Source organism: Streptomyces sp. NPDC046805, from assembly GCF_040645355.1.
Classification (GTDB): Bacteria; Actinomycetota; Actinomycetes; order Streptomycetales; family Streptomycetaceae; genus Streptomyces.
Map to the genome: position 1 here is coordinate 142,514 of NZ_JBEYYC010000010.1, position 26,321 is coordinate 168,834.

The 26,321-nt window shown below is 70.4% G+C and carries 24 protein-coding genes and 7 pseudogenes; 15 read left to right on the plus strand and 16 right to left on the minus strand.

The features are described from left to right. Positions 1-14 precede the first annotated feature (14 nt). From ABZ910_RS13675 to ABZ910_RS13685, 3 genes are all read left to right on the plus strand, one after another. Positions 15-281 carry a hypothetical protein gene (locus ABZ910_RS13675; protein ID WP_361363196.1) on the plus strand — a complete coding sequence of 89 codons (267 nt, stop codon included), beginning with the start codon at positions 15-17 and terminating at the stop codon, positions 279-281. Further along, the gene (locus tag ABZ910_RS13680; protein ID WP_361363199.1) at positions 278-841 is read left to right on the plus strand and encodes a hypothetical protein; all 564 of its coding nucleotides are present in this window, start codon (positions 278-280) and stop codon (positions 839-841) included. Before ABZ910_RS13675 ends, ABZ910_RS13680 begins: the two co-directional genes overlap by 4 nt. 146 nt (positions 842-987) lie before the next feature. Further along, complete coding sequence (locus ABZ910_RS13685) at positions 988-1,524, plus strand: phosphate-starvation-inducible PsiE family protein (RefSeq protein ID WP_361363202.1); 537 nt, start codon at positions 988-990, stop codon at positions 1,522-1,524. On the opposite strand, the gene ABZ910_RS13690 is transcribed toward ABZ910_RS13685, so the two are convergent. Continuing rightward, a complete protein-coding gene (locus ABZ910_RS13690) occupies positions 1,498-3,675 on the minus strand; it encodes an FUSC family protein (RefSeq protein ID WP_361363204.1) in 2,178 nt (725 codons plus the stop codon). The two genes, ABZ910_RS13685 and ABZ910_RS13690, sit on opposite strands and share 27 nt — an antisense overlap. A gap of 223 nt (positions 3,676-3,898) precedes the next feature. Further along, positions 3,899-4,042 (minus strand): annotated as a pseudogene (locus ABZ910_RS13695) (helix-turn-helix domain-containing protein); the annotation flags it as partial. Positions 4,043-4,317: 275 nt separating this feature from the next. On the opposite strand from ABZ910_RS13695, the pseudogene ABZ910_RS13700 reads away from it, so the two are divergent. The 4 genes and pseudogenes from ABZ910_RS13700 to ABZ910_RS13715 form a co-directional block, all read left to right on the plus strand. Continuing rightward, a pseudogene (locus ABZ910_RS13700) lies at positions 4,318-4,558 on the plus strand (thioredoxin domain-containing protein); the annotation flags it as partial. A 468-nt stretch (positions 4,559-5,026) separates the two neighbouring features. Next, positions 5,027-5,254: an Hsp20/alpha crystallin family protein gene (locus tag ABZ910_RS13705; protein ID WP_361363207.1), complete on the plus strand. Its 228-nt coding sequence runs from the start codon at positions 5,027-5,029 to the stop codon at positions 5,252-5,254. A gap of 72 nt (positions 5,255-5,326) precedes the next feature. Then, positions 5,327-5,755, plus strand: coding sequence for a DUF2267 domain-containing protein (locus ABZ910_RS13710; RefSeq protein WP_361363210.1), 429 nt, complete (start codon positions 5,327-5,329; stop codon positions 5,753-5,755). 155 nt (positions 5,756-5,910) lie between these two features. Continuing rightward, positions 5,911-6,195: pseudogene (locus ABZ910_RS13715) on the plus strand (cyclic nucleotide-binding protein); the annotation flags it as partial. Between the two features lie 32 nt (positions 6,196-6,227). Here the strand turns inward: ABZ910_RS13715 and ABZ910_RS13720 are convergent. The 5 genes from ABZ910_RS13720 to ABZ910_RS13740 all read right to left on the minus strand — a co-directional run bounded on the left by ABZ910_RS13720 (position 6,228) and on the right by ABZ910_RS13740 (position 9,321). Next, entirely contained in the window at positions 6,228-6,590 is a 363-nt protein-coding gene (locus ABZ910_RS13720; RefSeq protein WP_361363213.1) for a DUF2267 domain-containing protein, read from the minus strand. Between the two features lie 105 nt (positions 6,591-6,695). After that, the gene (locus ABZ910_RS13725) at positions 6,696-6,917 is read right to left on the minus strand and encodes a hypothetical protein (RefSeq protein ID WP_361363216.1); all 222 of its coding nucleotides are present in this window, start codon (positions 6,915-6,917) and stop codon (positions 6,696-6,698) included. A 435-nt stretch (positions 6,918-7,352) separates the two neighbouring features. After that, positions 7,353-8,051 (minus strand): HAD family hydrolase, encoded by a 699-nt coding sequence (locus ABZ910_RS13730; RefSeq protein WP_361363219.1) that lies wholly within the window; start codon positions 8,049-8,051, stop codon positions 7,353-7,355. A gap of 17 nt (positions 8,052-8,068) precedes the next feature. Continuing rightward, positions 8,069-8,893 (minus strand): MFS transporter, encoded by an 825-nt coding sequence (locus ABZ910_RS13735; RefSeq protein ID WP_361363222.1) that lies wholly within the window; start codon positions 8,891-8,893, stop codon positions 8,069-8,071. Then, positions 8,863-9,321, minus strand: a complete 459-nt coding sequence (locus tag ABZ910_RS13740) for an MFS transporter (RefSeq protein WP_361363225.1) — start codon at positions 9,319-9,321, stop codon at positions 8,863-8,865. Before ABZ910_RS13740 ends, ABZ910_RS13735 begins: the two co-directional genes overlap by 31 nt. A 298-nt stretch (positions 9,322-9,619) precedes the next feature. On the opposite strand from ABZ910_RS13740, the gene ABZ910_RS13745 reads away from it, so the two are divergent. Then, positions 9,620-9,916 (plus strand): hypothetical protein, encoded by a 297-nt coding sequence (locus tag ABZ910_RS13745; RefSeq protein WP_361363228.1) that lies wholly within the window; start codon positions 9,620-9,622, stop codon positions 9,914-9,916. Positions 9,917-10,445: 529 nt separating this feature from the next. Here the strand turns inward: ABZ910_RS13745 and ABZ910_RS13750 are convergent. Beyond that, entirely contained in the window at positions 10,446-12,458 is a 2,013-nt protein-coding gene (locus ABZ910_RS13750; RefSeq protein WP_361363231.1) for an erythromycin esterase family protein, read from the minus strand. 419 nt (positions 12,459-12,877) lie between these two features. Beyond that, entirely contained in the window at positions 12,878-13,009 is a 132-nt protein-coding gene (locus ABZ910_RS13755) for a hypothetical protein (RefSeq protein WP_361363234.1), read from the minus strand. A 1,086-nt stretch (positions 13,010-14,095) separates the two neighbouring features. On the opposite strand from ABZ910_RS13755, the gene ABZ910_RS13760 reads away from it, so the two are divergent. From ABZ910_RS13760 to ABZ910_RS13775, 4 genes are read left to right on the plus strand one after another with little or no spacing between them, the layout of a single operon-like run. After that, positions 14,096-16,030, plus strand: a complete 1,935-nt coding sequence (locus tag ABZ910_RS13760; protein ID WP_361363237.1) for an MFS transporter — start codon at positions 14,096-14,098, stop codon at positions 16,028-16,030. Beyond that, positions 16,027-17,055 (plus strand): aromatic acid exporter family protein, encoded by a 1,029-nt coding sequence (locus ABZ910_RS13765; RefSeq protein WP_361363240.1) that lies wholly within the window; start codon positions 16,027-16,029, stop codon positions 17,053-17,055. Before ABZ910_RS13760 ends, ABZ910_RS13765 begins: the two co-directional genes overlap by 4 nt. Further along, positions 17,037-17,696, plus strand: coding sequence for a hypothetical protein (locus ABZ910_RS13770; RefSeq protein ID WP_361363243.1), 660 nt, complete (start codon positions 17,037-17,039; stop codon positions 17,694-17,696). The genes ABZ910_RS13765 and ABZ910_RS13770 overlap by 19 nt, the downstream gene beginning before the upstream one ends. 29 nt (positions 17,697-17,725) lie before the next feature. Next, positions 17,726-18,088, plus strand: a complete 363-nt coding sequence (locus ABZ910_RS13775; protein ID WP_361363245.1) for a hypothetical protein — start codon at positions 17,726-17,728, stop codon at positions 18,086-18,088. Positions 18,089-18,600: 512 nt separating this feature from the next. Here the strand turns inward: ABZ910_RS13775 and ABZ910_RS13780 are convergent. The 5 genes and pseudogenes from ABZ910_RS13780 to ABZ910_RS13800 form a co-directional block, all read right to left on the minus strand. Then, entirely contained in the window at positions 18,601-18,915 is a 315-nt protein-coding gene (locus ABZ910_RS13780) for a hypothetical protein (RefSeq protein WP_361363247.1), read from the minus strand. An 82-nt stretch (positions 18,916-18,997) separates the two neighbouring features. Further along, complete coding sequence (locus tag ABZ910_RS13785; protein ID WP_361363250.1) at positions 18,998-19,660, minus strand: SDR family oxidoreductase; 663 nt, start codon at positions 19,658-19,660, stop codon at positions 18,998-19,000. Positions 19,661-19,834: 174 nt separating this feature from the next. Continuing rightward, a pseudogene (locus ABZ910_RS13790) lies at positions 19,835-20,625 on the minus strand (hypothetical protein); the annotation flags it as partial. Continuing rightward, a pseudogene (locus ABZ910_RS13795) lies at positions 20,624-20,827 on the minus strand (MerR family transcriptional regulator); the annotation flags it as partial. The pseudogenes ABZ910_RS13790 and ABZ910_RS13795, both read right to left, overlap by 2 nt. Continuing rightward, a pseudogene (locus ABZ910_RS13800) lies at positions 20,824-21,244 on the minus strand (DnaJ C-terminal domain-containing protein); the annotation flags it as partial. The pseudogenes ABZ910_RS13795 and ABZ910_RS13800, both read right to left, overlap by 4 nt. A 113-nt stretch (positions 21,245-21,357) precedes the next feature. Here ABZ910_RS13800 and ABZ910_RS13805 point away from each other — a divergent pair. Beyond that, positions 21,358-23,139: a helix-turn-helix domain-containing protein gene (locus tag ABZ910_RS13805; RefSeq protein WP_361363253.1), complete on the plus strand. Its 1,782-nt coding sequence runs from the start codon at positions 21,358-21,360 to the stop codon at positions 23,137-23,139. 387 nt (positions 23,140-23,526) lie between these two features. On the opposite strand, the pseudogene ABZ910_RS13810 reads toward ABZ910_RS13805, so the two are convergent. Continuing rightward, positions 23,527-23,622, minus strand: a pseudogene (locus tag ABZ910_RS13810) (aldehyde dehydrogenase family protein); the annotation flags it as partial. A gap of 327 nt (positions 23,623-23,949) precedes the next feature. On the opposite strand from ABZ910_RS13810, the gene ABZ910_RS13815 reads away from it, so the two are divergent. Beyond that, positions 23,950-24,330 carry a DUF2267 domain-containing protein gene (locus tag ABZ910_RS13815; protein WP_361363256.1) on the plus strand — a complete coding sequence of 127 codons (381 nt, stop codon included), beginning with the start codon at positions 23,950-23,952 and terminating at the stop codon, positions 24,328-24,330. 387 nt (positions 24,331-24,717) lie between these two features. After that, positions 24,718-25,005 carry a hypothetical protein gene (locus ABZ910_RS13820; RefSeq protein ID WP_361363259.1) on the plus strand — a complete coding sequence of 96 codons (288 nt, stop codon included), beginning with the start codon at positions 24,718-24,720 and terminating at the stop codon, positions 25,003-25,005. A 281-nt stretch (positions 25,006-25,286) separates the two neighbouring features. Here the strand turns inward: ABZ910_RS13820 and ABZ910_RS13825 are convergent, their stop codons facing one another. After that, positions 25,287-26,177 (minus strand): LysR family transcriptional regulator, encoded by an 891-nt coding sequence (locus ABZ910_RS13825; RefSeq protein ID WP_361363262.1) that lies wholly within the window; start codon positions 26,175-26,177, stop codon positions 25,287-25,289. Between the last annotated feature and the right edge of the window lie 144 nt (positions 26,178-26,321).

Below are 26,321 nucleotides of genomic sequence, written 5' to 3' on the forward strand. Positions count from 1 at the left end.
CCACGGGGTGGCACGTGGACAGCTCCATCAACGTGCACATCATCCCCCGCCTCGGATCGCGGAAGCTGAATTCCGTCACGCCTATCGTGGTCGAGCGCTTCCTGGATGAGCTGGAGACGGACGGGGTCGGTCGCGGAAACCAGGTGAACATCTTGCGCACCCTCAAGGCCATCCTGCGCGATGCCTATGGCAAGGGGGCCATGGCGGACGACCCTGTGAAGGGCGTCCAGGAACCTGAGTGTATCCGCGAGAAGGTGGTATCCCGTCCCTCGCCTCCGTGAAGAAGGAGCTGATCGTCGCCGACGAAGATCTCGCGCTCGAGATCGTCATGATGGTGGGCTGCGGCTTGCGTAACGGGGAAGCTCGGGCAGTGAACGTCAACAACGTCGTGACGGACGATGTCGACAGGGTGCACGAGCAGATCCACCCCAACACGCGCAGGCCGGCGAAGCTGAAGCACCGCAAGGCGGGGGAGTTCCGAGAGGTGCCTCCGCCCCGCTCCGGGCGGGAGGCCATGGAGCGGTACGAGGATAAGCACGGCACCACGCGTGACGGCTACTTGCTCCGTGGTCCGAGCGGCCACTACACGGAGCCGATGGAACGTCGGCGTGTGCAGAGATTTTTCAAGAACCTGCCTGCGCAGGACGGTGTCGGCTGTACAGCTTCCGGCACTACTTCGCCTCGAACGCGCTCGGGAACGGGATACCGATCACTGATGTGGCGGAAATGGATGGGACACAAGTCCATCGAGGAGACGCATCGCACCTATCGGCATCTGATGCCGGGCAGCATCACCAAGGCGGCCCGCCTCCTGGACGCTGGTCTGTGGGAAGCGGCCTGAATCGACCTCGGTGGGCAGCCCTCGGATGGTCGTACTGGGTGCGGCTCGGAACTTCTCGGAGGGCAGGCCCCTCCTACCACAGAGAGGGGTCCGCTGGTCCACCAGTTCTGCAGCACGCCGCGCCTGCGGGCCGCCGCACCCCTAGCATGCTGACTGTGCGACCCATTCTCCCGAAGATCGAGGGCGGCCGACTACAGGGCCTCCTGCAGCTCATCGAGGACGGCATCCACCTCGTCGTCGCAGCGCTCCTCGTAGTGCTCGCGGGGCTTCTGACCGTCGGGGTCGTCCACGACGTCATCAGGTCGATCCAGGGGCCGTACCGCGAGGGTACGGTCGTTCTCTCCACCCTGGACAACGGCCTTGTGCTGTTCATCGTGGCCGAGCTTCTCCACACCGTCCGCCTCACCATCAGGAACCAGACCCTCGACGCGGAGCCGTTCCTCGTCGTCGGCCTGATTGCCGGCATCCGCAAGGTGCTCATCGTGACGGCCGAAACGGAGAAGTCCTTCCGGTGGAACGTCGAGGGGATCGAACTGCTCATCCTGGCGGGGCTGATCCTCGTGATGGCGACAGCGACGTACGTGTGGCGGCGCTCGACGCGGCCGGGAGACTACTTCCCGCTCCAGGAGGCGCGGCGCTCCCCGTCGCCGGCGCCGTCACCCACCCCGGGGCGCGGGTCCTGATCCGTCAGCTTCCGCCGCCGCGGCCGCCCGCACCCGCTGCTCCTCGCGAGCGGAGCCGACGTCCCGTTCCAGGGGTGTGCGGCTCACGGCCGTCGCGAGGTCTTCCAAGGCCCGCTTTTGCAGTTCCGCCTCGCGCCGCACGACCGGGCTCCGGTTGCCGGCGGCGGCGTCCTCCCACGCGTGGAGCGCCTCCTCCACGCGCCCCCAGTCCGGATTCCTGTGCTCGCGCACGTCGACCGCCGCCTGCGCGGTGTCCGCCTCCAGGGCCTCGGCGAACCGCTCTGCCTCGGGGACGAAAGGGCTGTCGGCCTGCGGGACGTGGCTCTCCATGAGCATCGCCGCCCGGCCGAACCTCTTGAGCGCCTCCTGCGCCTCCTGCGCCTCGCGCGACGTCAGACCCCTGGGGCGGACCGGTTCCTGCCTTGCCCGGTCGTATGCCTCCTGCCAGGCGGCACGTGCCTCCCGGCTCGCCAGTAGTGCCCTGCGCATGTCGGCGCGATGCTCCTGGGTCGGTTCGGCGTAGCTGCGGAGCACCGCGGCCGCGTAGCGGCCGTTGGCGGCGAGCCAGTCCGCGAGCCTGCCCGGCAGCCGGGGTGTCTCCCATGCGGGGAACACCACGTACGCCAGCATTGCCAGGGCCCCGCCGAGCAGGGTGAGCACCACCCGCTCCGGGACCGTCTGCTCCCACGCCTGGCCGCCCATGCCGAGCAGGAAGACGACGTACGCGGCGGTGAAGCACTGGGAGTAGGCGTAGCCGGTACGGTTCAGCGTGTACTGCAGGCCCGCCGAGACCACCGCCAGCGCGCCGAACACATGGGCGTCCGGGCCCAGGGCCCGCACCATCCCGGTGGCGAGCGCGACCCCCGCCAGGGTCCCGGCGAGACGGGCCACCGCACGCGCGTACGTCCGGTGGAAGTCCGGCCGCATCACCATCACCGAGGCGATGGGCGCCCAGTAGCCGTGACCCAGGGGGAGCCGGGCGGCGATCAGATAGCCGAGCGTGGCCACCGCCGCCAGGCGGACGGCGTGCCGGAAGACGGGCGAGTCCCGGCGGAGCTCACGGCGGACCGCCCGGACGACGACCGGGACCAGCCGGAACATTGTCGGGCGCACCAGGAACTGGGCGTCCGCGGGGCCGGGCGGCGTGGGCGTCTTCCCGCGCGCGCCGCCGCTCCCGGCGATCTCCAACGCCTCGCCGAGCAGTTCCACGAGCCGCTCGGCGGCCTGCCGCGCGGGGCCCTCCAGCACCTCGTGCTCCTCGTCGACGCGCAGGACGTCCGCGCTCCCGCGCGGCACCTCGACGGGAGTTCCGCGGCGGATCGAACGGGCGGCCGCATCCAGGACAGCGGCGGCCGCGTCGAGCAGCTCCCGCGCGCGGTCCCGCCCGGGGCCCTCCGCCGGGGCGCCGACGTCCGGGTCGGCGAGCGCAGCGACTACCGGCCGAATGCGCTCGGCGAGTCCCCGGGGGCCGTGGAGGACGGGGGGACGGGTGCGGGCCTGTGATGGCGTCACGGCGGCCGCGTCCCGGGCCGTCATCAACGGCTCCGGGTCGAACGGGGCGGTCGGGTCGTGCCGCAGCCGGCGGGCGTAGTCCGCCTCGGCGGCCAGGGCATCGGCGAGCGCGTCACGATGCGCCCCCCAACGGCGGATCGGGAACAGCAGGATCAGCACGGCCTGCGCCACGCCTCCGAGCGCGATGACCCCGGCGTGCTCCAGGGCTCGCCCGACACTTGTGGGCAGGGTGACGGTCACCAGCATGCTGCCGACCGTCGTCGCTGCGACGATCCCAGCGGTCGATCCGACGGCCCACGCCATCCCCGCAACAAAGGCCCATACGGCCAGCAGTGGGAGGAACGTCACGAGTCGCCCCGCCGCCAGGTAGCCCACGAAGGTGCTGAGCGCCAGACCCGCGCCCGCGCCGAGCGCGATCACCTTGCGTGGACGCCAGGTGCGCTGGAAGGTGGCCCCACCCGCGGAGTAGGCACCGAGGGCGGCGGACGCGGCATACGCAGGTGAGACCAGCCACAGCGCCAGCCCGATGACGATCGCCAGCCCAGCAGCCGTGCGCAGCGCGAGCAGAGGCTCCAGCCGCGTCTCCTCGATCGTGAGCCCGGATCGCACGACCTCCCCGAAGGCCCGCAGCCACGTCACGGGTGTGAGCCTAGCCGGAACGCCCTGCCGGGTCGCGTCGGCCTGGCTGAGGTGCAGCAGCCGTCGGGCAAGGAAGCCTTCCCACACGGCCCGGGAACATGCTGGCGCGCCGCGACCTCCCTGGATCAAACCGAAGAAGGGCCACCCACCCACTACAGCTCTGCAACAGGGCAGCTCGCCCAACTGCCGCTGACACCGATCGTATAAAGGTTCTAGCGGGGCGTCAGCCGGGGCCGCCCAGCACGATCTTCCACACTCGGGTCGCCACCTGGAGGTTCAGCCGGTCCTCGACGTTCGCGAGGTCGTTGCCGCTGATGTCGCGGATGCGCTGGAGCCGATAGCGCAGCGTGCCGCGGTGGATCGCGAGGGGGCCGTGTGCGCGGCCGTGGGGTGCCGCCGGGCGCTGCTCCGCGGAAGGCTGCTCGCCCGGTCGGAGCAGCGGTGGTACAGGCTGTGCGTCCGACTGCCGGCCATGGGATCACTCCGTTCGGCTTACCGGAGATGTTCGGATTCTTTCTCTCGTACTCGTAGGGCGACCCGACCCGTGCATTCCTGACTCGCCAGACGCAGGCGTGAAGCCACCCGGTTCGTCACCCTGGGGAGTGCTCGAGACCCTCCGTGCGCACCGGTAGGAACCCGGCGTGGGCCACCTGGTGCGGCTCCTGCCGCATGGTCAGCCCCGCGCCCTCGGACAGGTCGCCCGCGACCTCGCCGGAAGGATCAAGCTCGTCAAGGTCGACATGAACAAAATCCACGGGTCAGTCGGCGGCTTCGAGGTGCAGGCGGTGCCGACCCTCCTCGTCGTTTGGACCAGGGCGAGACGCTCGCCGGCAAGGCCGGCGCGGCACCCGTGCACGTCCTGCGTTCGTGGGTCGAGCAGGCGACGGCGGCCGGCAAACCACTGCAGGAGGGTGAACACGATGGACCACCGGGGAAACCCCCCGGAAGCGCAGAACAGAACGGCATGTTCCCAGGTGCGAACCATGAGCTCCTCTACGAAGCAGGCACTTTCGCCCGGCCGGTCCGCCGCGCCGGGTGAAGAAGGCGGCCTGCCGCGAACCCACGAGAAGACGGAGATGAAGGGCGATGGTCATGCCCCTGCGGAGCCACCGCAGTGGCGGAACAACGGAGCGGCGCCTCGGGTGGGCCCGCAATCCGCTGACTGAATTCGACGAACTGCTCACTCAGGTGAGCGGATTGTTCGAGTCCACGGTGGGCGGCGCCGCGTCCGCAGCCGCGTGGACCCCCACTCGCGGACGTCACAGAGACCGACGACGCCTTCGAGACCGAGATCTAACTCCCTGGTGTCAAGAGCAAGGACATCGACGTCGAGGACAACGGACAGGACCTGGTGGACACCGGAGAGATCAAGGAAAAGGAGCGCAAGGGCGTCCTGCGCCATGGCACCGGCCGGACCGGTGCCTTCGAGTACCGGCTGAGACTGCCCGGAGAGGTGGACGCCGAGAAGGTCACAGCGGATATGTCGGCCGGTGTGCTCACGGTCACCGTCCCCAAGGCGGAGGTCACCAAGCCCCGTCACATCCGGATCACCGAGATCAACGAGAGCGGCGGTCATTGAGCCGAGGAGCCCGGCGGTGCGGGACAACGGTCCAGAACCGTCGTGCGCTCAGGGAACGAAAGGAGCCATGAGATGACCGAAACGGGTTTCTCCTCTTTCGACACCATGGTGGACAAGGCCAACCGGCTCCTCAGGGAAATCGAGGAGGCCAACGGCTGGCCCAAGGAACGCCGGAAGCAGTCGTACGCCGCACTGCGCGCCGTCCTGCACGGGCTACGGGACCGGCTCTCCGTCGACGGGGCCGTGCACTTCGGGGCGCAGCTTCCGACCCTGATCCGCGGCGTCTACTACGACGGATGGAAGCCGTCCGAGACACCGGTGAAGCTGAGCGGCGGGGAATTCCTCCAGCGCGTCCGGGACAACTTTCCCTACGCGGTCGACGGCGGCATCGAACGAGTCGTGCGCACCGTGCTGGAGGCTCTGGAACGCCACGTCAGCGAAGGCGAGTGGGACCACCTCAAATCCGGTCTGCCGAACTCGCTGGCCTCCGTATTGCCGTAGCCGTTCGGCGGCACCCGAACCGCCGACCAGGAAAGAGGGTGTGATCCGTCCCGAGGAGAGTCCGGTAGGCGGGCAGCCCGATGAGCGGGAGAGTTCGGCGTTTCTCGGATTGCGCAGCACCCGCTCGGCCTTCCAGATGCCCCTCGCCGAAGGCCGGGCGGTCGGACGTAATGGTGGTAGGTGCGGGCCCCGCGGGACTTGCCGCCGCCGTGTACTACGGTGCCTGCGACAGCCTGACCACGGTGACCGTCGGCCCCGTGGCAACCGGGGGCCAAACCGGTACCTCGTCCCGCATCGAGAACTGCCTTGGCTTACCCTCGGGCTTCTCCGGGGGCGAGCTCATCGAACGCGCGGTGCTCCAGGCCCACAAGTTCGGTGCCCACCTCATGGTGCCGGCCCAGGTCGGCGGGCTCACCCCGCAGGACGACGAGTACGAGGTCTCATGGCGTGCGCTGCGCCGGGATGTCCGACGCTAGATGTTCTGGAACTCGTTCGGCAGTTGCGACATCACATCCTGGAACTCCGTGTCGGGGACGGCCTCTCCCAGAGTCATGAAAACCGCCGCAACGCCCCTGCGCGCCACGGCCTCATCGGCGCCCGCACGCTCACTCACTCGCCGGACGAACTCGGCAACGCCGAATTTCTGGGCGACATCCTCCGGTGGGACCAGGGGCGGGGCGATCTCGGCGGGCAGGACGCCGGCCAAGTGCCTGGCCTCGCCGCCGGTGATCCGCTCGGCCAGCGTCAGCATCGTGGCCCGGGTCAGCTCTCTAGCCTGCTCCTCGGGCACGTGGGCCCGCCGGCTGACGAGCCGGACGAACTCGTCGCTGTCCATGGCGCCTCCAATCCTGCAGCCCATCACAGGTACCGCGCATGCACTGCCCCAAACGGCGATCGAAATGCCGACGCGGACCTCGCGGGCCTGTGCTGAAAGCGCCGGTCACTGCCCGCCCTCTTCACCTTCCTCGGTAAAGGGGCGCACCGCATCCAGCAGGACCCTCAACGCACCGGTGAGCATCCCGACCTCGGCGACGCACTGGGCGTACGGGTCCTGCGGGTACTGCCGCTCGGCCTGCTCGGCCCGCTCGGCGGCATTCGCCAGGATCCGCTCGGCGGCCTGAGCCGCGCCGCGCAGGGCGGCACGTTCGATATTGCCGGGCATGTGATCTCCCCTGGATTCGGGTGTCGGGTACAGGATTCCCCGGAATGCTTAGACATCGCCAGCAGCCGGTTTTGCCGGGAATGCCGCAGGTAGGGCACGAGTGCGAAGTGCCCCGGGACAAAAACTGAGGAGGGGATATGTCTTCCATAAGCGTACGGGGCGTGCTGGACGCGCTGCAGGACGTCGACTTCCCCTGCGGGCAAAGAGGAACTGGTCCAGGCCGCCGAGAATGCCGAAGCGCCCGAGGAAGTGGTCAAGGCGCTTCGCGCCAATCCCCCGGACCAGTACGGCAACCAGGATGAGGTGGCCAGGTCGGTGCGCGTCGACCCGGCATCCGACCTGGACCTGAGCGCGGCGCAGCGCGCGGAGCAGGCCAGTGCCGCCATCCTCATCCGTCCTCGGGTGCCGGACCGCCCGGGGACGGGTACGTCGCGCTCAGGTGCCGTGCGCGTCCCGGACGCCGAGTTCGTCGATGTGCCCCAGCAGGTCGAGGGGGTCGGCGTACACCCGGAACGCCTGGGCCCGCTCCAGTTCGTCCTGCCCGTATCCTCCGGACAGCAGCCCCACTCCGAGTGCCTCCGCCCGCTGCGCAGCCAGCAGATCCCACACACTGTCTCCGACGACGACACAGTCGCGGGCGGGGATTCCGAGCCGCGCCGCGCCCGCCAGGAACAGATCGGGGTCGGGTTTGGCGCGGCTGACTTCCTCGCGGGTGACCGTCGGCACGTCAGGCGGCACGGCGAGTCTGGCGAACATGGGTGCGGCGTCGTCCCGGCGGGCGCTGGTGGCGATCGTCCAGGGGACGCCGCAGTCCGTCAGCGTCCGAAGCAGCTCGGCGGCTCCGGGCAGCGGCCGGATGGAGTTCGTCCAGCCTTCGAAGTGGCGGTGATGGGCGTTCTGCAGTTCATCGGCCTCCTGCGGCGTCAGCCGTACGCCGGTCTCGCGCATGATGGCCTGCACGAGCAGGCCACCGCTCATCCCGATCCTCCGGTGGATCCGCCAGATCGCCAGGCCGATGCCCATCTCGCTCAACGCCTGCTGCCAGGCGATGACGTGCTGGTAGACGCTGTCGACGAGTGTCCCGTCCAGGTCGAAGACGAACGCCGCGGGCCTGGTGGCCGTACCGTCGGACATCTTCCACATCCCTCCCGTCAGCGGCCGGCCCGGGCCGGCCGGGTATAGGCACCGGAGGACAGCCGCTGCGCCCGGGACTCATCGACCGTGTCCTTCAGGGCGGTGCGGAAGCGGCCAGGGCCCCAGGCGCGCCGCCTGACGGCCTGTTCAAGCGCCTGCCGGCCGAGCGGCCCGTACCGTTCGAGTGCCGCCGCCACCTCGTCGATCTCCTCGTTGTGCGACCGGTCGGCCATGACGGCGGTGCGGCTGGTCGGACCACCGGTGCCGGCCATCCCCGGGGCGTACGGCGGACCGCCGGGACCTGGCCGGTACCGGCGGGCACCGGCCCGCTCGTGCTCCCTGCGGTGCGCGGCGCGCTCGTCGCGGGCTACGGTGGCGCCCGGGTGCTGCCAGTCGGACTCGGTCTCCTCGGCGGTCAGCGGCCGGGCGATGTTCTCGAGCGACTGCTGCTCGGCGCGCACCGCGAAGAACACCTCGGCCACGCCGCCGAGCGCCATCACGCCAGCGCCGATCAGGAAGCCGACCGCGACCAGGGTGAGACTGCCGCTGTACACGAACTGACCGAACACCATGGACCCGGTAATGCCGCCGACGGCGGTGCCCACCGCGAAGAACAGGGCAATGCACAGCGCCCGGCTCTCCATCGGGAAGACCTCGCTGACCGTCAGGTAGGCCGAGCTCGCACCGGCGGAGGCGATGAAGAGCACCACGGCCACCAGGACGGAGAACTGCCACGCGGACAGGGCTGAGGTCATGGTCACCACGCCCCGCACGATCGCGATGACCGCCGAGCCGAAGTACGTCGTCATGATCATCGGCTTGCGCCCGACCGTGTCGAACAATCGCCCGAGCAGCAGCGGACCGAAGAGTTGCTGATCGCGAAGAGCAGCATGGAGCGCGGCACCGCGCCAGAGGCCACCCCGAAGTAGCCGCTGAGTATCGTGCCCAGGTCGAAGCTCACGGCGTTGTACAGGAACGCCTGCCCGACGAAGAGGGCCAGGCCCAGCAGCGCCCGGCGCGGACAGCCCTGTGCCGCCACCCGAGCGATCTCCCGGAACGGGATCGACGCCCGCTGCCGTCCGGTGAGGTACCCGCTGGGCGGCGGCAGTTCGATGCCCTCCCGGGCTAGCACCTCCGACTCGATGCGGTCCACGATCTTCTCGGCTTCCTTCTCCCGCCCATGGATGAACAGCCAACGAGGGCTCTCCGGAACGTTGCGGCGGACCAGCATGATCCCCAGTCCGAGGGAGCCGCCGTTGCCGAAGGCCACCCGCCAGCCGACGTCCGCGGGAACCAGGCGGTGTTCAGCAGGACGAAGGGCCCAGGCTCCCGACGGCGGCCCCGACCCAGTAGCTGCCGTTGATGGTCAGGTCGACCCGTCCGCGGTTGCGGGCCGGGATGAACTCACCGGGGCCGACATCGGCGTGAGTACTCGGCCGTCGACGAATGCCATGCTGCGCGCCGGGTATGCGATCGGCATCGGTGCACGGTGACCAAATCGCGCGGTCGGAATCGACCCGGCGGGCTGAGACACCGCGGACGAGCGGGCGGTTCTCGGAAGGTCGGCAATGCACGGCGCATGGGTCAGGAATCCGGCCTCTCGCGAGACGGCACCGGAGCAGTTGGGTGAGGTGTTCGAACTGTCGACGCGCGCCACTTTGATGTTCGAGTCCGCCGGGGAGGACGATGTCGTCGCCCTCGGCGCGTCCTGCCTGCTGTCCACGGGCTGCCGCCTGTCCGCTGCCGCATATCTGCTGCGCGACAGATCCCTGGTCAGGCGCGGTTCCCCGCCCACCGCGCCCGTCCCGACGACCGCGCCGTGGCCGCCGGGATGCCGGCGCTGCAGGGCCGCGACGGCAGGCTGACCTGCCCGGCGGGGCCAGTACCTGGACGTTCGCGCTGCGCCACCGTGACTGCGGGGCCGTGAGCGGCTGTCCCACTCGAAGGAACGCGATCGATCCGCACCCGCTGGACGTCAGGCAACGGCACACCCAATCCATCGATCCCGTGATCCAAACGAGACGGCCTAGGGGAACCCCGCGGCGGGCGGATGTCAGCCGACAGGGTGATCGGGCGTCAGGAGACACCGTGGCACCGGCAACGGCTCGTAGGGGCGTCGTCAGGAAAGTGGCGGCCTTCACGGTACGCACGGCGGTGGGAATCGGACAACGGCTACACCAACCGCACCATCTGGGACGTCGCCTACGAAGATGTGCTGAACGAACTCAGCTACGCCTACGACCTGCACCCCAGCGGAGCTCTGAGGGTCATCCGGGTGCCGGTCGGACTGCCTGCGGCAGTGGAGTCCGTGTTCAGTCCGGGAGTGTGGTTCAGGGTGCAGGGCCTCTGGCACGGAGCGGGCGGCTCCGGTGCCTCGTAAGGCGGCGGCAGCTGTCATACGGCGAACGGGTAGGTCTCGGGGACCTCGCCTTCCTGCCACTCGGCCGTGCGCTCCAGGGGTTCGACTGCCCGGGTCCCATCGATGTGGATGACGCCGTCGAACTGGTCCGACATGCGCGCGCGGAAGTAGTGGCTCTGCCGCTCGGTCTCCGGCCGGTAGATGACGCCGATCGCCCGCTCAAGGCGCGCCTTGCGCAGCGTGTCGGCGGCCAGGGGCGTCCGGTTGAACGGAAGCAGGAACTCCTTCTCGCCGACCTGGTGGAACATGTCCTCGACGCTGTCAACGAGTGCAGGGCGCACCGCCTTGCGCATGACCGGTCCTCCCCAGTCGTCCGCGGCTGTCACCGTGCCGGTGTAGGTGGTGAAGCCCAGCAGGCAGCAGTCATCAGGGTGCGCCTGCCGCACCAACTGGCCGACGTTGAGCTCGCCGCGGAGCGCGGCTTCCGTGCCCCGGGCATCCCCGAGGTGGGAGTTGTGCTCCCACACGACGATCCTGGCGGGGCTGCTCCGCTGGTGGCTGAGATGCTCGGCGAGCGCCTCCAGGGTCTCGACCATGTGGCGGTCACGCAGGTTCCAGGACGACACCTGCCCGCCGAACATCGTCCGGTAGTACTCGGCCGCGTTCTTGACCGTGCGCGCGTTCTGTTGGGCATAGAACTGGTCGTCCTCGGCGAGCAGTCCGTCCCGTCGTGCGTATTGCAGCGCATGGCGCTCCAGCTCGACGAGTTGGTCCACGACCTGCCGCTCGCAGGTCTCACCCGCTCCGAAGGCGGCCTCGAACCCCCAGGCCCGGGCGTCGCCGTCGGTGTTGTAGTGATCGAAGCAGGCGTAGCGCTCGCGGGCCCGCTTCGCCGCCTCGGGATCGACTCGGTCCAGGTAGCTGATGACTTCCTCGATCGAGCGGTACAGGCTGTACAGGTCGAGACCGTAGAAGCCCGCTTTCGCGCGCTCGCCGCCGGAGACCCGGTCGTTGTGTTCCCGCAGCCATCCCACAAAGTCCAGCACCGCAGTGTTCCGCCACATCCAGGTGGGGAACCGCCGAAAGCCGCGCAGTGACTCCTCGGCCGTGACGTCGTCGCTGCGGTCCCGGACGTAGCGGTTGACCCGGTAGGAGTCGGGCCAGTCGGCCTCGGCCGCGACCGCGCAGAACCCCTTCTCCTCGATCAGCCGCTGTGTCATGCGGGCGCGCGCCTGGTAGAAGTCGTGCGTGCCGTGTGATGCCTCGCCGATCAGCACGAAGTGCGCGTTGCCCACCAGGTCGAACAGTGCCTCGTCGCTGGGCACGCCGTCCTCGACAGGGAACGCCTCGGCGTTGATGAGAGCGACCTCGCTCGCGCCCTCCGCGGCCGGCTCCGCGGGCCTGCTCGCCGCCCGGCGCAGCAGCCCCCGCACCTCCTCGTCCGTGATCTGGCGGAAGTCCCAGTAGGACGCGGCGACGGCGAAGAACGGCGACGGGGTGGTGGCACAGACCACGTCGTCGGCCATGTCGGCCAGCTCGCGGCAGGTCGACTCGGGGGCGGCTGGCACCACGGCGACGATCCTCGCCGGCCGGTGGCGGCGCAGGGCCTGGATCGCGGCACGCATGCCGACCCCGGTAGCAAGGCCGTCGTCGACCAGGATCACCGTGCGGCCCTCCAGCTGGGGCGCGGGCCGTCCCTCCCGGTAGGTCTGCTCCTGGCGCAGCAGCTGCCGGGCCTCCCGCTCGACGGCGCTGCGCAGCGTGCCCGGCAGGATACCCAGGCCACGGACGACGTCCTCGTTGAGCACCACCAGTCTGCCGTCCGCGATGGCTCCCATCGCCACCTCCTCCTCACCGGGCACGCCGAGCTTGCGGACCAGGAAGACATCGAGTGGGGCACCCAGGATCGCGGCGACCTCGTACGCCACCGGAATGCCGCCGAGCGGCAGGCCCAGCACGATCACATCGGGATCGCCGCGGTAGCGTTCCAGGAGCTTGGCGAGGACCCGGCCGGCATCTGCGCGATCACTGAAGAGGCGGTTCGACATGGGCAAGCTCCGTGCGATGTGCGTTGCGTGATCGAGGCCGGGTTCCGATGCGCGGCTCCCGGGATCACGGCGAGGGATGCGCGGCTTTCGTCGTCATCGTTGGCGAGGTCATGCCCGCGTGCCCGGCAGGTCGCACGAACCGGCCTCAGTCGACGGGAGAGGTTCATCCTTTTCGCTGTTTCACCGACAGCGGCTCGTGTACGACGAATCTGTGTCAACTGTACGTCCGGCGCCGCAGGCCGGGCCGGTCACGCAGCACCCGCCGTGGCCGGATGCGGGGCGGCTCTGTCACCACCCGGTCACCGGCCCCGATCGGCCTGGTGAGCGCAGGCCCCCTGCCGGCATCGTGGCGCCGCCGGGACCATGACGCCTCGTCAGCCGAACCACCGCCGCGATCGCCCACTGCGGGCGCCGGCGTCCTACCGGCCCGCGGCAGCTGTCTCCGCCGGCCGGGTGTCCGGCTCGGCCTGCTCTTCCATGAATCCCATGCCGAGCGGGCGGGCGAGTCCCAGGACGTCTTCGTCCACCCGCTGCAGATGACGCAGTGCCACCTGAGTGAGCCGTTCGCTGCTGCCACGGCTCCGGCGCCGCCCGCCTTCCGGATCCGGGGCGTGAGGGGCTTCGGAGTCCTTCTGCGCGGGCCCGCCTCGGCGTCGAGAGGCTCCCGGCAGCCACCCTTGGTCTGCAGGCAGTCGATGAGCGCGCCGAGGTTGCGGTCTACGCGTCCTGCCGCCTCGGATAGCCGCGCATCGCTCACGATCCCCCGACTGCCTGGCGCGGGCTGGGCGATGGCCGCGAGATTGCGGGCGTGAACGGTGGAGCAGCTCGACGGGGCGACCGCCACCGAGCTCGGCCACACCCTGGCCGGTCACCTCACGCAGTCGTGACAGCACTTCGCGGATCTGCTCCTCGGTGCGCTCCTGCGTCCGCACCGGCAACACCAGCAGGCCCACCACGACCGCGCAGGCGGCCCCCAGCGCGGACTCGCCCAGCCGTATCACGAGCAGGTCCGGGGTGAAGCTGCGCGGACGCGTGTTGTGTCGTGTGTTCACGGTATCGAGCATTTCGTCCGGGCGCTTCCGCCTGCAGGATCAAATGGCGACTTCGCCTCTTGTGCTGGACGGACGAAGGGAGATACCAGCAGCGGAATGTCCTACTGAGCCGCGCAAAATGCCATAAAATGGAAAATTCCGTCACCCCGTGCACCGTTTGACCAGAGATCGAGGTGACACCATGAATGCCGTCGCACAGGACAACGTCTCAAGGCGCCGGGGGTCTGTCATCGGGTGCCGAACCGGCTCTCCTGGCCCGTGCCAGCCGCACAGCACGCAACAGGCGCAAGGGGAAGAGCCCCACCAACGGTGCCCGTCGCCCGAGGTCCTCGGCGTCCTCGTGGTCGAACGCCCGCGCATAACGCTCCGCGTCCTCGGCGCTCGGATACCGCTTGCTGCCATGCGCCCCGCAATCGCGCTCGCAGCGCCAGCGCATGGTGGTGCCGTCGCTCTGGAAGCGGAACCGGTGTCCGACAAGACGGCAGCGCAGCACAAGAAGGGACGTTACGCCGGACACGGGGCGCGAGCCCGGTCCCCTCGCCCGTACGGCGGATCGACCGTGTCCCGAGGCGGAGGGGCGGCGGCATGACCACCACCTCCGAACTGCGTGTCATCACCACGAAGGTCCCCGCCCGCCTCGACCGGCTGCCGTGGTCCCGGTTCCACTCGCGGATCGTCATCGGCCTCGGCACCGTCTGGATTCTCGACGGGCTCGAAGTGACCATCGTCGGCGCGGTCGCCTCACGCATGACCGAACCGAACAGCGGCATCCACCTCACCAGCGCCGACATCGGCACGGCCGCCGCGATCTACGTGGCGGGCGCATGCGTCGGTGCCCTGCTCTTCGGCCGGCTCACCGACCGCTACGGGCGCAAGAAGCTGTTCATGCTGACGCTCGGCATCTACATCCTCGCCACGGTCGCGACCGCCTTCGCCCACGACGCCTGGTACCTCTATCTCGCCCGGTTCTTCACCGGCATGGGCATCGGCGGGGAGTACGCGGCGATCAACTCGGCCATCGACGAGCTGATCCCCGCCCGCAACCGGGGGCAGGTGGATCTGGCCATCAACGGCAGCTACTGGGTGGGGGCCGCCCTCGGCAGCCTGGCCGCCCTGGTGCTCCTCGACGAGAACCTGCTCCCGGCCGGCCTCGGCTGGCGACTGGCCTTCGGCCTCGGCGGCATCCTCGGTCTCGGCATCATGATGGTCCGCCGCCATGTACCGGAGAGCCCGCGCTGGCTGTTCATCCACGGTCACGAGGACGAGGCCGAACACATTGTCGACCAGATCGAGGACGAGGTACGCCGGGAGACCGGTCAGGACCTGCCCGAGCCGGCCGAGGCCGTCACCGTCCGGCAACGTGACGTGATCCCGTTCACCGAGATCGCCCGAGTGGCCCTGCAGCGGTACCCGCGACGCGCCCTTCTCGGCCTTGCCCTCTTCGTCGGCCAGGCCTTCCTGTACAACGCGATCGTCTTCGACCTGGGCACGCTCCTGAGCGGGTTCTTCGGCGTGGGCTCCAGCTCGGTGCCGTACTTCCTCACCATCTTCGCGATCGCCAACTTCCTCGGCCCGCTGTGGCTCGGCCGGCTGTTCGACACCGTGGGCCGCAAGCCGATGATCACGGGCACCTACTTCGGCTCGGCCGCCGTGGCGGTGGTCCTCGCCGTCCTGCTGGTCAACGGCTCGCTGACGGCGTGGTCGTTCTTCCTTCTGGTCTCGTTGACCTTCTTCGTCGCGTCCGCCGGAGCGAGCTCCGCCTACCTGACCGTCAGCGAGGTCTTCCCCATGGAGACCCGAGCCCTGTCCATCTCCCTGTTCTTCGCCGTCGGCACCGCCGTGGGCGGCATCACCGGGCCGCTGCTGTTCGGACACTTCATTCACAGCGGCAACACCACCCTCGTGGCCACCGGCTTCTTCATCGGAGCGGCGGCCATGGCCCTCGGCGGGCTGGCCGAGGTCGCCTTCGGAGTGAAGGCCGAACAGCAGTCCCTGGAGAACATCGCCAGGCCGCTGACCGCAGAGGAAGCCGACGCGGCCTGGCGGGGCGAGTGGGCGCCCCAGGACGAACGGGGCCGCCTCCGCCCCGCGGACATACGGCAGGCCGCGCGCGAGCGGGACCAGCGGATCGCCGCCCGCACGGCCGGGCGCCGGGCGCGAGAAGGCACCGGGGCGCGGCGGTACCGTCCGGGCGTCGGCGCGGGCAGTTCCTTCTACTCGCCGGGGATGGCCGGAACCACAGGCGCCGCGAGCCGCACCTCCGCCATGGCCGAGCAGCGCCTCGACGAGGAGATCGAAGAACTGGTCCGGGCCCTCGAAGAGAGCGGGCCCGCCACGCGCGAAGGGCTCGAGCAGGCCGTCCATGGCCGGTCGTGGGGACCCGGGCGCTTCGCAGGGGCCTTGCGGGAGGCCGTCGGGGAGTCCCGCGCCCGCCACCTGCCGGACGACCGTTACGCGCCGCCGAACCGGCCCGGCAAGCCGGGCGGAGCATCCGGCGCCCACCGGAACCGCAGCGCGTGAGCTCTGGCCGGTACCGTGCTCACGTCCCCGGCCCCGGTGGTGGACCTGGTCAGGCGGCGCAGGAACCCGTCGTCGTCCGGACGCCGGTCGACCGCCGCCGCGGTCTGTGGCTGTCCGGCAATGCGCAGCCCCTGCTGGCTCCGCTGACAGCCTTGCTCGTCGTGCAGGTCACGCTGTACGCGACCTTGACCCTCGGCATCCGGCGCATCGCCAGCGTGGTCGCCGGCGTGCTGATCGCCGTCGGCTTCACGGACGCCGTGGGACTGACCTGGTGGAGCCTCGGACTGCTCGTCCTGGTCTGCCTCCCGCTCGGCCACCTGCTGCATCTGGCCCCCTGGGGGGAGGAGGTCGCCGTCACGGACATGCTCGTCTTCGGCATGGGCGGGCAGCGGACCGAGGCGCTCGGGCGCGTCATCGAAACCCTGATAGGCGTGACCGTGGGCGTCCTGCTCAACCCGGTTGTGGCCCCGCCCGTCTACGTGGGGCCTAGCGGCGAGGCGACCAGGGACCTCGCGGCACGGCTGCTGCTCCTGCGGATCGGCGACGAACTGGTGCACGGCGCCTCCGCCCGCCATGTGACGGCCTGGCTGGAGGAGGCGCGGCGACTGGATCACCAGACCGCCGATGTGGACGCGGCCCTGGCAAGGGCCGAGGAGAGCCTGCGCCTGGATCCGCGGGGACGTCCGGCACCCGGCACCCGGCTGGTCCTGCGCAGCGGTCTGAACGCTATGGAGCACTGCGCCGTCGGCCTGCGCTCCCTTTGCCGGCCCTTCGCCGACCTACGACTCATGAACCGACTGGACATCGACAGACGCCTGCGCGTCTCGCACACCGAGGACCGCCCGGGAGCCCGGCGCCGACGCGACGGGTCCACCCTGGGAGGTCTGCTGCGTTCGCTGCGGTCCGGCGAACTGCGGGGGTGGTGGGGCGGTCGCGTGGATCGAGCAGGAGCTGGTCGTTCGGCCGCTCCGGACAATGAAGAACACATCGCGAGCTGGGAGGAACAATGCGGAACCGGACACTGAGCAAGATCGGCACCCAGCTGTTGCGTCTGCGCCACGACTCGTCACAGAGCTCACAGGACCGGGCGGCGCCGGCCGACTACGGACTGGACCACAGGCAGGTCGCCGAATTCGTCGCCGGCACGCTGGACGCGGAAGGCGAGGCAGCGCTCGCCCATCAGGTGGCGCGGCTGCTGCCCTTCCACTGGACCTGGCCCAACCGGGTCGCGGAGGAGATGTCGCAGATCATGGACCACATCGGTGATCAGCGCGAGTTGATGGCCTGGCTGGATCGGCACCCCGGCCTGCCACGGCTGGTGGCCCGCCTGTACGTCTTCATGGGCCTCCTCGACAGGTACAGCGCGGTGCCCGCGATCCTGACCGCGATGCGTGAGTACCGGGAGCGGACACCGTATCCGCCGGGCCTGGAGCCCTACTTGGTGCCCGCCACCGATGACGACACGCTCGCGAGCATTGCTTTCAAGGTCGAGAAACTGCTCGGCGAGGAGCGGACCCGGGAGGCCGTCGAACTGGGCCTGGCCACTGCGGCATGGCTGCAGCAGATCGCGCCGCGCGCGCGGGAACTCACTCCCGAGGTCGGCGACTTGAACGAGCTGATGGGGCAGGCTCGACAGGATATCCGGGCGGCAGCAGCCGACATCTGAACACGACTGTCGATAGGGCGGTAAACGGCATGACGGTGAAACTGAACGCGAGGGCGTTCAACCACGCAAAGAAACTGACCGAAGAGGGCCGGATCGTCCTGGACGACCGGGACGAGTGGAGCGAGCACCGGCCTTCGGCAGCGGACGAGAATGCCTACCTCGAGGAGCACGGATTCAACGAGTACGCCAGGTGGTACCTGGGCATCGATGACGAGAGGGGAGAGGAGACCAAGGGCCGGTACAAGTTCCCCTACGGCGATTTCGAGCGCGTCCACCGCTGCGGTGTGCTCTCTGCCGAGGTACGCGCCGGACAGCAGAAATACGTGGACATCGAGAACGCCGCCGCGCACCTGCACGGACTGCTGGACGGCAGGCGGGCCGGGAACCGGTGACAGCGCCGGAAAAGTGCACCCTCACCCGGCCCCCGGCGACGGGTCGTCCAGTGGCGCTAGGCGTCGTCGCCCCGCTCAGGCCGTGGTGGAACATCTGCGGCCTCACCGTGCGAACGGCAATCCAGCGTCGTCCAGAGAGGCGATCCGCGGCCGGACAGCGCCCGCACCATCGGCCGTCGCCAGGTCGTCGGCACCGACGCTGTCCGGCGCTGGTCCCTCACACAGGGAGAATGCGAATGCATCAACTACGAAAACCAGGGTGAACCGGTGAGCCCACGACCTCGCAAGCGGGTACCACCAGAACCGACGGTGAACGGCCTGCAGCCGAAGATAAACGGCCTCGGGCGCGCACCGAAAATTGGGTGGTGTAACCGTCAACAACGTCGGCACACGCGTTCCTGGAGGTCACGCCAGGAACATGCCCCCCTTTTTGGTCCTGGCGGACAGGCCGCGCCAGAGCGCTCCGCCCCTTGCACCGGCGCGGCCCCTCAGCTCTTCAGCGGCTCCCACCGCTAGACACGCACGCCCTTCACCTCGGTGAGGACGTACCGTCCCGACTCGTTGTTCCCGCCGCGGCGAATGTCGATGGCGTCGATCTCGCCGTCGGGGTTGTGGCCGCCGTCGTACGGGCCGCCCACGTATGGGACACCGCGCCTCGTGTGCCCGGTGCGCGCCAGGGCGTTCTTCAGCCAGTCCAGCTTGTCCCGGGCCTCCTCGACGTGCCCCTTCTCCAACATCGCCTCGACGTGCCGGAAGGCGTAGCCGATCGACTGGTGCTCGCAGGGTGTACCGCTCGGCGCGGCGATGTCCCTCAGCTTGCGGAACACCGTGTCGCCTCGCTGCGCAGCGCCTTTTAAAGCGCCCGGGTGTGAGTCATTACCCGCACCCGGGCGAGGGCGAAGTGCGGCGTCAGCCGCCGGCCACGGCGCGCACCGCCTCCTCGACCGGGGTGGACCCGCTGATCAGCTCGAGGATGCGCCCGGCGGTCCTGGGCTCGTGAAGCAGGGCGGCGAGCACCGCAGCCACGTCATCGCGCGGCACCTGGCCGCGGTCGGTGTGCTCGGCGAGCGTGACGCGGCCGCTACCGGGGTCGTCGGTCAGCATCCCCGGGCGCAGAATCGTCCAGTCCAGTCCCGGACGGGAGGCGATGTCGGCGTCCGCCTCGCCCTTGGCCTTCAGGTAGGCGGCGAACACCGGGTCGGTGTTGGGCGGCGGCGAGCTGTCCACGCCCATCGCGGAGATCACCAGGAAGCGGCGCATCCCGGCGCGCTCGGCCGCGTCGGCGAGGAGGATGGCCGCGTTCCGGTCCACCGTCTGCTTGCGGGCCGCGCCGCTGCCCGGTCCGGCGCCCGCGGCGAACAGTGCCGCGTCGGCGCCGCGAAGGTGGCCGGCCACCTCGTCCACCGAGGCGTGCTCCAGATCGCACACCACCGGTTCCGCGCCGTCCGCGCGCAGGTCGTCGGCGTGGTCTGGGTTGCGGACCAGCCCTGTGACGTTGTCGCCGCGCGCCGAGAGCAGCCGCGTCAGCCGGCGCGCGATCTTTCCGTGTCCACCCGCGATCACGATGTGCATGGGGTCATTCTTGCCACACGCGACCGCTCACGCCGGGCTGCGGGACTGCCGCGGCAGGTCGGGTCCCGCCGTTGCCGTAAAGTCGGCGTACTCGCGCACCGCGCTGGTGCGCGAGACCACCGGCCACCGGGTCGCGCCGCAGGTGCTCGGGGATTCGCGATCGCGATTCCGTCGTCAGGAGCGCGCGAGCCGGGCCGCGAGATAGGGTGCGGTGGCGCTGCGGCGGGCCCTCGCCACCTTGGCCGGCGGACCCGCCGCGACCACCCGCCCGCCCGCGTCGCCGGCGCCCGGACCGAGGTCGATGTTCCACCGCGACGAATCCCTCGCCCTGGGGAGAACCGCCCGGCCGAGTAGCCGCGCGCCCTGGCTTCGTCCGTCGCCGCGTACAGCTTGCGCACCGCGTCGAACATCCCGGTGTACGTGGCCAGGTTGGACCGGGGAGTTCGGCCGATGGGCCGTTGGTCGACCCGGACCAGCCGGTCGAACGACTCGACCCCTGACGTGTCCTGGACGTCGACCTCCAGTTGCGTCTCGTCGGGTTCCTCGGGTACGAGTCCGAGGTGGCCGCGGACGACCTCGGCGAGCACCTGCGTCACCAGCGTCGACTTTCCGGAACCGGACACGCCCGTCACCGCCGTCAGTACGCAGAGCGGTACGTCGACGGACACGTCGTGCAGATTGTGGCGGGAGACGCCGCTCAGGTGCAGCCAGCCATGCGGTGTGCGCGGGCGGTGATCGAGCGGCTGGGCGCGCCCGAACAGGTACTGGCCCGTGGCCGACTCCCCGACCCGCGCAAGACCGGCCACCGGGCCGCCGTACAGCACGCGTCCGCCGCCCTCGCCCGCACCGGGGCCGATGTCGACCACCCAGTCCGCCCGCCGTACGACGTCCGTGTCGTGCTCCACGACGAACAGCGAGTTGCCCGCTGCCTTGAGGCGGTCCAGCACGTCCAGCAGCGGTTCCGACCAGGCCGAGGGCGACGAACCGGCGGATCAGATCGGGGTGGAGGCCCGAGCGACGGGCCACGGTGTCCGGCGAGAGCCTGGGGACAGGCACGAGCGCGTACCGGACAGCCGCCGAGGCGGTGACGTCGGCGCCAGTCCGTACCGGACGGTCGCCCACGCCAGCCCGGCCGATGCCTGCCGCTCCCGCGGGTCGGTCGTTCATCGCGTCCTTCTGGGGTCGAACGAGGAGGTGGCGGCGAGCTCCTCGAACAGTTCGCGCTCCCGGTCGCCGAGGGCGGGCGGCACCATGACACGGAGTTCGGCGTACAGTTCGCCGTTCGCGCCGCGCGGGTTCGGCATGCCCTCGCCGCGCAGCCGCAGTCGCCGGCTGCTGGACGAGCCGCGGGCACCGTGACCTTGGCCGTGCCGCCGCCGGGGGTGGGCACCGGCACGGTCGCGCCCAGGGCCGCCTCCCAGGGGGCGACCGGGACCTGGACGTACACGTCGCGGCCGTCCAGCCGGAACGGGGGTGGGGCTGGATCCGCACCCGCAGGTACAGGTCGCCCGCGGCGGCGTCACCACTGCCCCGGCCGCCCTTACCCGCCAGCCGGATGCGCTGCCCGTCGGTGACGCCCGGCGGTCGCCCTACGAGTACGAGAGAAAGAATCCGAACATCTCGGGTAAGCCGACCGGGAGGGGGTACGCGAAATACCGCTCGCCTCCCTGAAGGCTCAGGGAGAACGGAGTGATCCCATGGCCGGCAGTCGGACGCACAGCCTGTACCACCGCTGCTCCGACCGGGCGAGCAGCCTTCCGCGGGGCAGCGCCCGGCGGCACCCCAAGGCCCCGCGCGGAGGGCCCCGCCCGCCCGCTCGCACCCCAGCCGACCATGCCCTCCGCGAGCTGACGGTGCTCTCCCGCGCCCTGTTCGGCACTCCGGACGAAGGCGAGATCCTGCGCCTGGCCATGGACCACATAGCCGCCGCCGGGCCATACCGTGCCGAGGCCGGATACCTCAAGGTGGGCGGCGACCTGGTCCCCAGCCCGAGGAACGGGCAGATGCATGCCTTGGCCGTGGGCCGGAGGGTGCGGGAGCTGGCCGGGCAGGACGGCCCTGTGACCGTACCCGGCAGGCTTTGGGGCCGGGCCCTGGGGCTACGCGGACTTGAGGGACTCCACGGCTACCTCGTGGTGACGTCCCGCTCCCGGCCCACCGAGGCCGAGCGATCCCTGCTCGCCACGCTCGTCCGGCACACCGCTGCTGCACTGTCAGTCGCCTTCGCACACCGCCGCCGACGCGAGGACGCTCTGGAGCTGCACCGACTGAGGGACGAACGCACAGCCCTCCAGCGGCAGCTGATCTACGTCGTGGCTGAGCTGGGGTACCAGCGAGCCGTTCACGCGCTCATGGCCGACGTCGCTGCCTCGAGCGGCGGCGAGGAAGCCATCACCCGCGCACTGCACAGGCTCACTGGACTCCCCGCGCTGGTCGAGGACCGCTTCGGTCGGCTGAGGTCCTGGACCGGCCCCAGCCGCCCCCACCCCTATCCCGAGCCGGACCCCGTGCGCCAGGACGAAATGCTGCACGCCGTCGCCCGTCAGGCCGGGCCGGTGCGGATAAAGGACCGGCTGATCACCCTGGTCCGCCGGCACGGCGAGATCCTGGGCGTGCTGGCCCTGGTCGATGCCCGGGACGAGGCCGACGAGCACACCGTGCTCGCGCTGGAACACGCCGCCGCGTCGCTCGCCCTGGAGCTGACACACCTGCGCAATCTGGCCGAAGTGGAGCTGAGGCTGCGCCGCGAGCTGGTCGACGACCTCCTGGCAGGGACGGACGAGGCGAGCGCCTACGCCCGGTCCGAGGCAGTCGGACACGACCTGCACCGCAGCCACTACATCGTCGTGGTGCAGTGGCCGAACCGGACTGCGGACGATTCCTTCGCGCAGACCGTGGGACGGGCGGCCTCTGCCGTGGGCATGCGCTCGCTGCTGACCCGACGCTCCGACCACGTCGTCCTGGTCGCCGACGACAGGCCGCACGCCCGCGCGTTGTACGAGGCGCTCGCCCGGGAGACCGGGACACGGTCCGGGACGATCGGGGTGAGCGCCCCTTGTGACTCCTTGGACGACATCCCCCACCACTACCAGGAGGCGCAGCGCGCCCTGGAAGTGCGCCGCCACTCCCGCGAGCGCTACGGCACGACGTTCTTCGACGAGCTCGGCCTCTACCGCATCCTGGGACCCGGCAACGATTACCGGGAACTGGAGACGTTCGTCCAGGAGTGGCTCGGGCAGCTCATCGACTACGACTCCCGGCACCACGCGACCTTGGTGGAGACCTTGTCCCGGTACTTCGACTGCGGCGGCAACTACGACGAGACCGCGGAATCCCTCGCGATCCACCGCAGCACGCTGCGCTATCGGCTCCAGCGCATCCGCGACATCAGCGGCAACGACCTCGCGAACGTCGAGGACCGGCTGAACCTCCAGGTGGCGACCCGAGTGTGGAAGATCGTGCTGGGCGGCCCCGGCTGACGCCGTATCTGCACCGGGGATACCGCGTATCCACCATCGATGCGCACCGCATCGGTGCGCACTGCACGGCGGTGGTGTGGACCGACTGCCGCGCGGCACGCACCAGGCGCCCACGGTGGCGCGGTACTGGTGCGCACCGGCCTGGTGAGGCACCGCGAGAGTCCGCTCCAGATACTCGGGAGGACGTTTTCGGCGAACCGGATGATGGTGTTGACGATGCCCCGGATTGTGCTGGGGACCGTGTCCACTCCTCAGCCGCTTGAAGCACAGCCCCTCCACCCCGGCCGCCGTCCACGCCAGCCAATCCCGCGTCAACGTGAACGGCGCCGCCAGGCCGCGGTCAGCGAACGACGCCTCCAGCGCCGCCCGACACCGCGCGTACGGCCAGCCGGTCAGGTCGTAGGGGGAGGCGTTGGCCAGTGCCACGGCCTCGTCCTCGTCGGCGACCCGGTAGACCGTGGCGACGGGGCCGAAGAGCTCTTCCACGCCCGGACCCGCTCACACGTGCTGATTCGTCCCATGCCACGGCAAGCTGTGGCACTCGGGTCCTCTGCGGTTCACGTCGAATGCGCAGAGTCGCCGCCCGAGTTCGGCTACGTCGGCGCTCTCATGGTGCGGCTCTGCGCCTGTGTGCAATACGACGAGCTCAACCTGGCCGGCGAGGCCCTGCACACCACGGTGCACGGAGGCGTCAAGCTGTGGGTGGTCGTGGTCACCGCCGTCCGTGCGCGGGCGCGGGCCGGGTCGGTGTGGCAGGCTTGCAGGGGTCCGCGCCGTTCGTCGCAACACAGCAGCGAAGGAGGACGACGCATGGATGAGCAGGACTTCGTCCGTACCGTCGCCGAGCGCACCGGACTGAGCCGGCAGGAGGCGGCGGACCTGACCTGGGCCACGCTCGAGACGCTGGCCCACAGGCTGAGCGCCGGGGAGGCCAGGGACCTGATCACCGAACTACCCGAGGGCCTCGCGGAGGCGGTGCGCCGGGGAACCACGGACCGCATCGAGCGCTTCGGCCACTACGACAGCGTGCGGCGCGTGGCCGAACGCACCATGCTCAAGGAGGAGGAAGCCGACCGGGGTGTGCGGACCGTACTGGCCGTGCTCCGGGAGGCGATCAGCGAGAAGGAGTTCAACGACCTGATGTCGCAGCTCGGAACGGACTTCTCCCAGGCCCTCGAATCCGCCGGGTGACCCCGGGGCCTTCGGCATGGCGCCCGCGTCACGGCGCCAGCGGTCCGGACGCTGCGTGTGCGCCTGGGCGCGGTGGGTGACACCCGCGGACCGCTGGCCCGCGCGGCCGCCATGGCGCGAGGCGCACACGAAGGTGTGGTCATGACGGCTGACGTGCCCGAGACGTCCCAGATCCGTGCGCGTCGTACTGGTGGCCGACCCCGGTCTGCCGTCGGAGATCGCCTGGGCTCTCGCCCCCCGGTTGCCCGACCATCTCCGCCGGGCAGTCCGTGCTCGGGTCGGATGGCAGGTCGACACGATGACCGCCCCGCTCAGCGGGAGCGAACAGGCCGACGTTTCCGACGCCGCCGAGGCCGTCAGAACCACCTGGACGGTGCCGAATGGGACGTGGCGATCTTTCTCACCGACCTTGCGCGGCGGGCCCGGCTCTACCCGATCAGCGTCGAGGTCGACACCGCGCTCCGTGCCGCGCTCATCTCCCTTCCCGCCCTTGAGGTCCGCCGCCTTCGGCGCCGGGTGCGGCAGGCCGTCGTCCGAGAGCTGGTCGCGCACGAGGAGACGCCCAGGCGCCCGGAGGTGATCGGCCGCCCGCCGCGGGAACCGGTACCGGACACCCGTCCCGGCCCCGAGCAGCCCCGGCGCTACGTCGTGCTCGGCCTGCGCGGCCACGCCTGACTCGTCGCCGGCATGGTGCGCGTCCGTCCTGCGCAAGTTCATCGGACGGCAGGTCGGCGTCGGCGACTACCTCTTCCTGGCCTGGTTCATCACCGCCATCGCGATGATCGGCGGGGCCTTCGGCACCAGCCTCGAAGGGGACGAGAAGGCGTCCGACGCCGCCTATGGACGACGGCAGCGTGAGCGTCAGCGGATGCTGCGGCAGATGTCGCGGCCGGAGCGAGGCGGACGCAGGGGGCCGGACACTACCGAGGGGTGACGTCCGGGCCGCGGCCCGGGCGTCACAGGGCGATGACGTGGAGGTCGACCAGGTCGAGCAGCGCCCGCAGAGCCGAGCTGGGCCGCCGGGTCGACGACGTGCCGAGATGCATGCTCCAGCGGAGCACGGTGCCGTGGACGTCCAGGACGTGCAGACCGGGGGTGCGGGCAACGGCGAACGCGGGCAGGAAGGCGATGCCCAGACCGTGCCGGACCAGCGCCGCCCCCATGTCGATGTCGGGCACTTCCAGTGCCACCCGGCGTGCGACGCCCGCCGCCGCGAACGCCCGGTCGACCACCTCGCGGTTGCCGTAGCCCGGCGGGAAGTCCACGAAGGGCTCACCCGCGAGGTCCGCAAGTGCCACATTTCCCCGCTGCGCGAGCGGATGGGCGGCGCTCACCACCAGGACGAGCGGCACGGTGGCCAGCTCCCGTGCGTCGATCCCGGCGGGCTTGCGTTCGGGCAGCGACAGGAAGGCCACGTCCAGGTCCCCGCTGAGCAGCGCGTGCGCCAGTCCCGCCGAGCCGGCCGTCGCCAGCCGCAGCCGGACGTCGATCGCCGGGTGCCGCGCGTGCAGCTGCCCGAGGAGCGCAGGCAGGTCCACCACCTCGACCGAGGCCATGGCGCCCACGTTCACCGTGCCGCGCAGCGTGTGCTGTGCGGCGCGCACGGCGTCCTGGGCGGCCTGGGCGGCGTGCAGGGTGGCCCGAGCCTCCGGCAGCAGCGCGGCGCCCGCCCCGGTGAGCCGGACCTGCTGCGACGTGCGCTCGAACAGCGCGCAGCCGAGCTCGCGCTCCAGGGAGCGGATCGCGGCGGACACCCCTGACTGCACCACGTGCAGCCGACGGGCGGCACGCGTGAAACTCAACTCCTCGGCGACCGCGATGAAGTGCTCCAGCTGACGTAGCTCCACACCAGAAGTATCACTCGCATTGCTGGAGCCCAGCAAAAACATTCGTTGGCACTGATTCGGGCTGGTGAGGAGGATGGAAAGCGTCATCCGCTTCCGCCCGAGGAGGGGTACCCCTGCCTGCCGTTCCGACACCGCTGAGCCGTC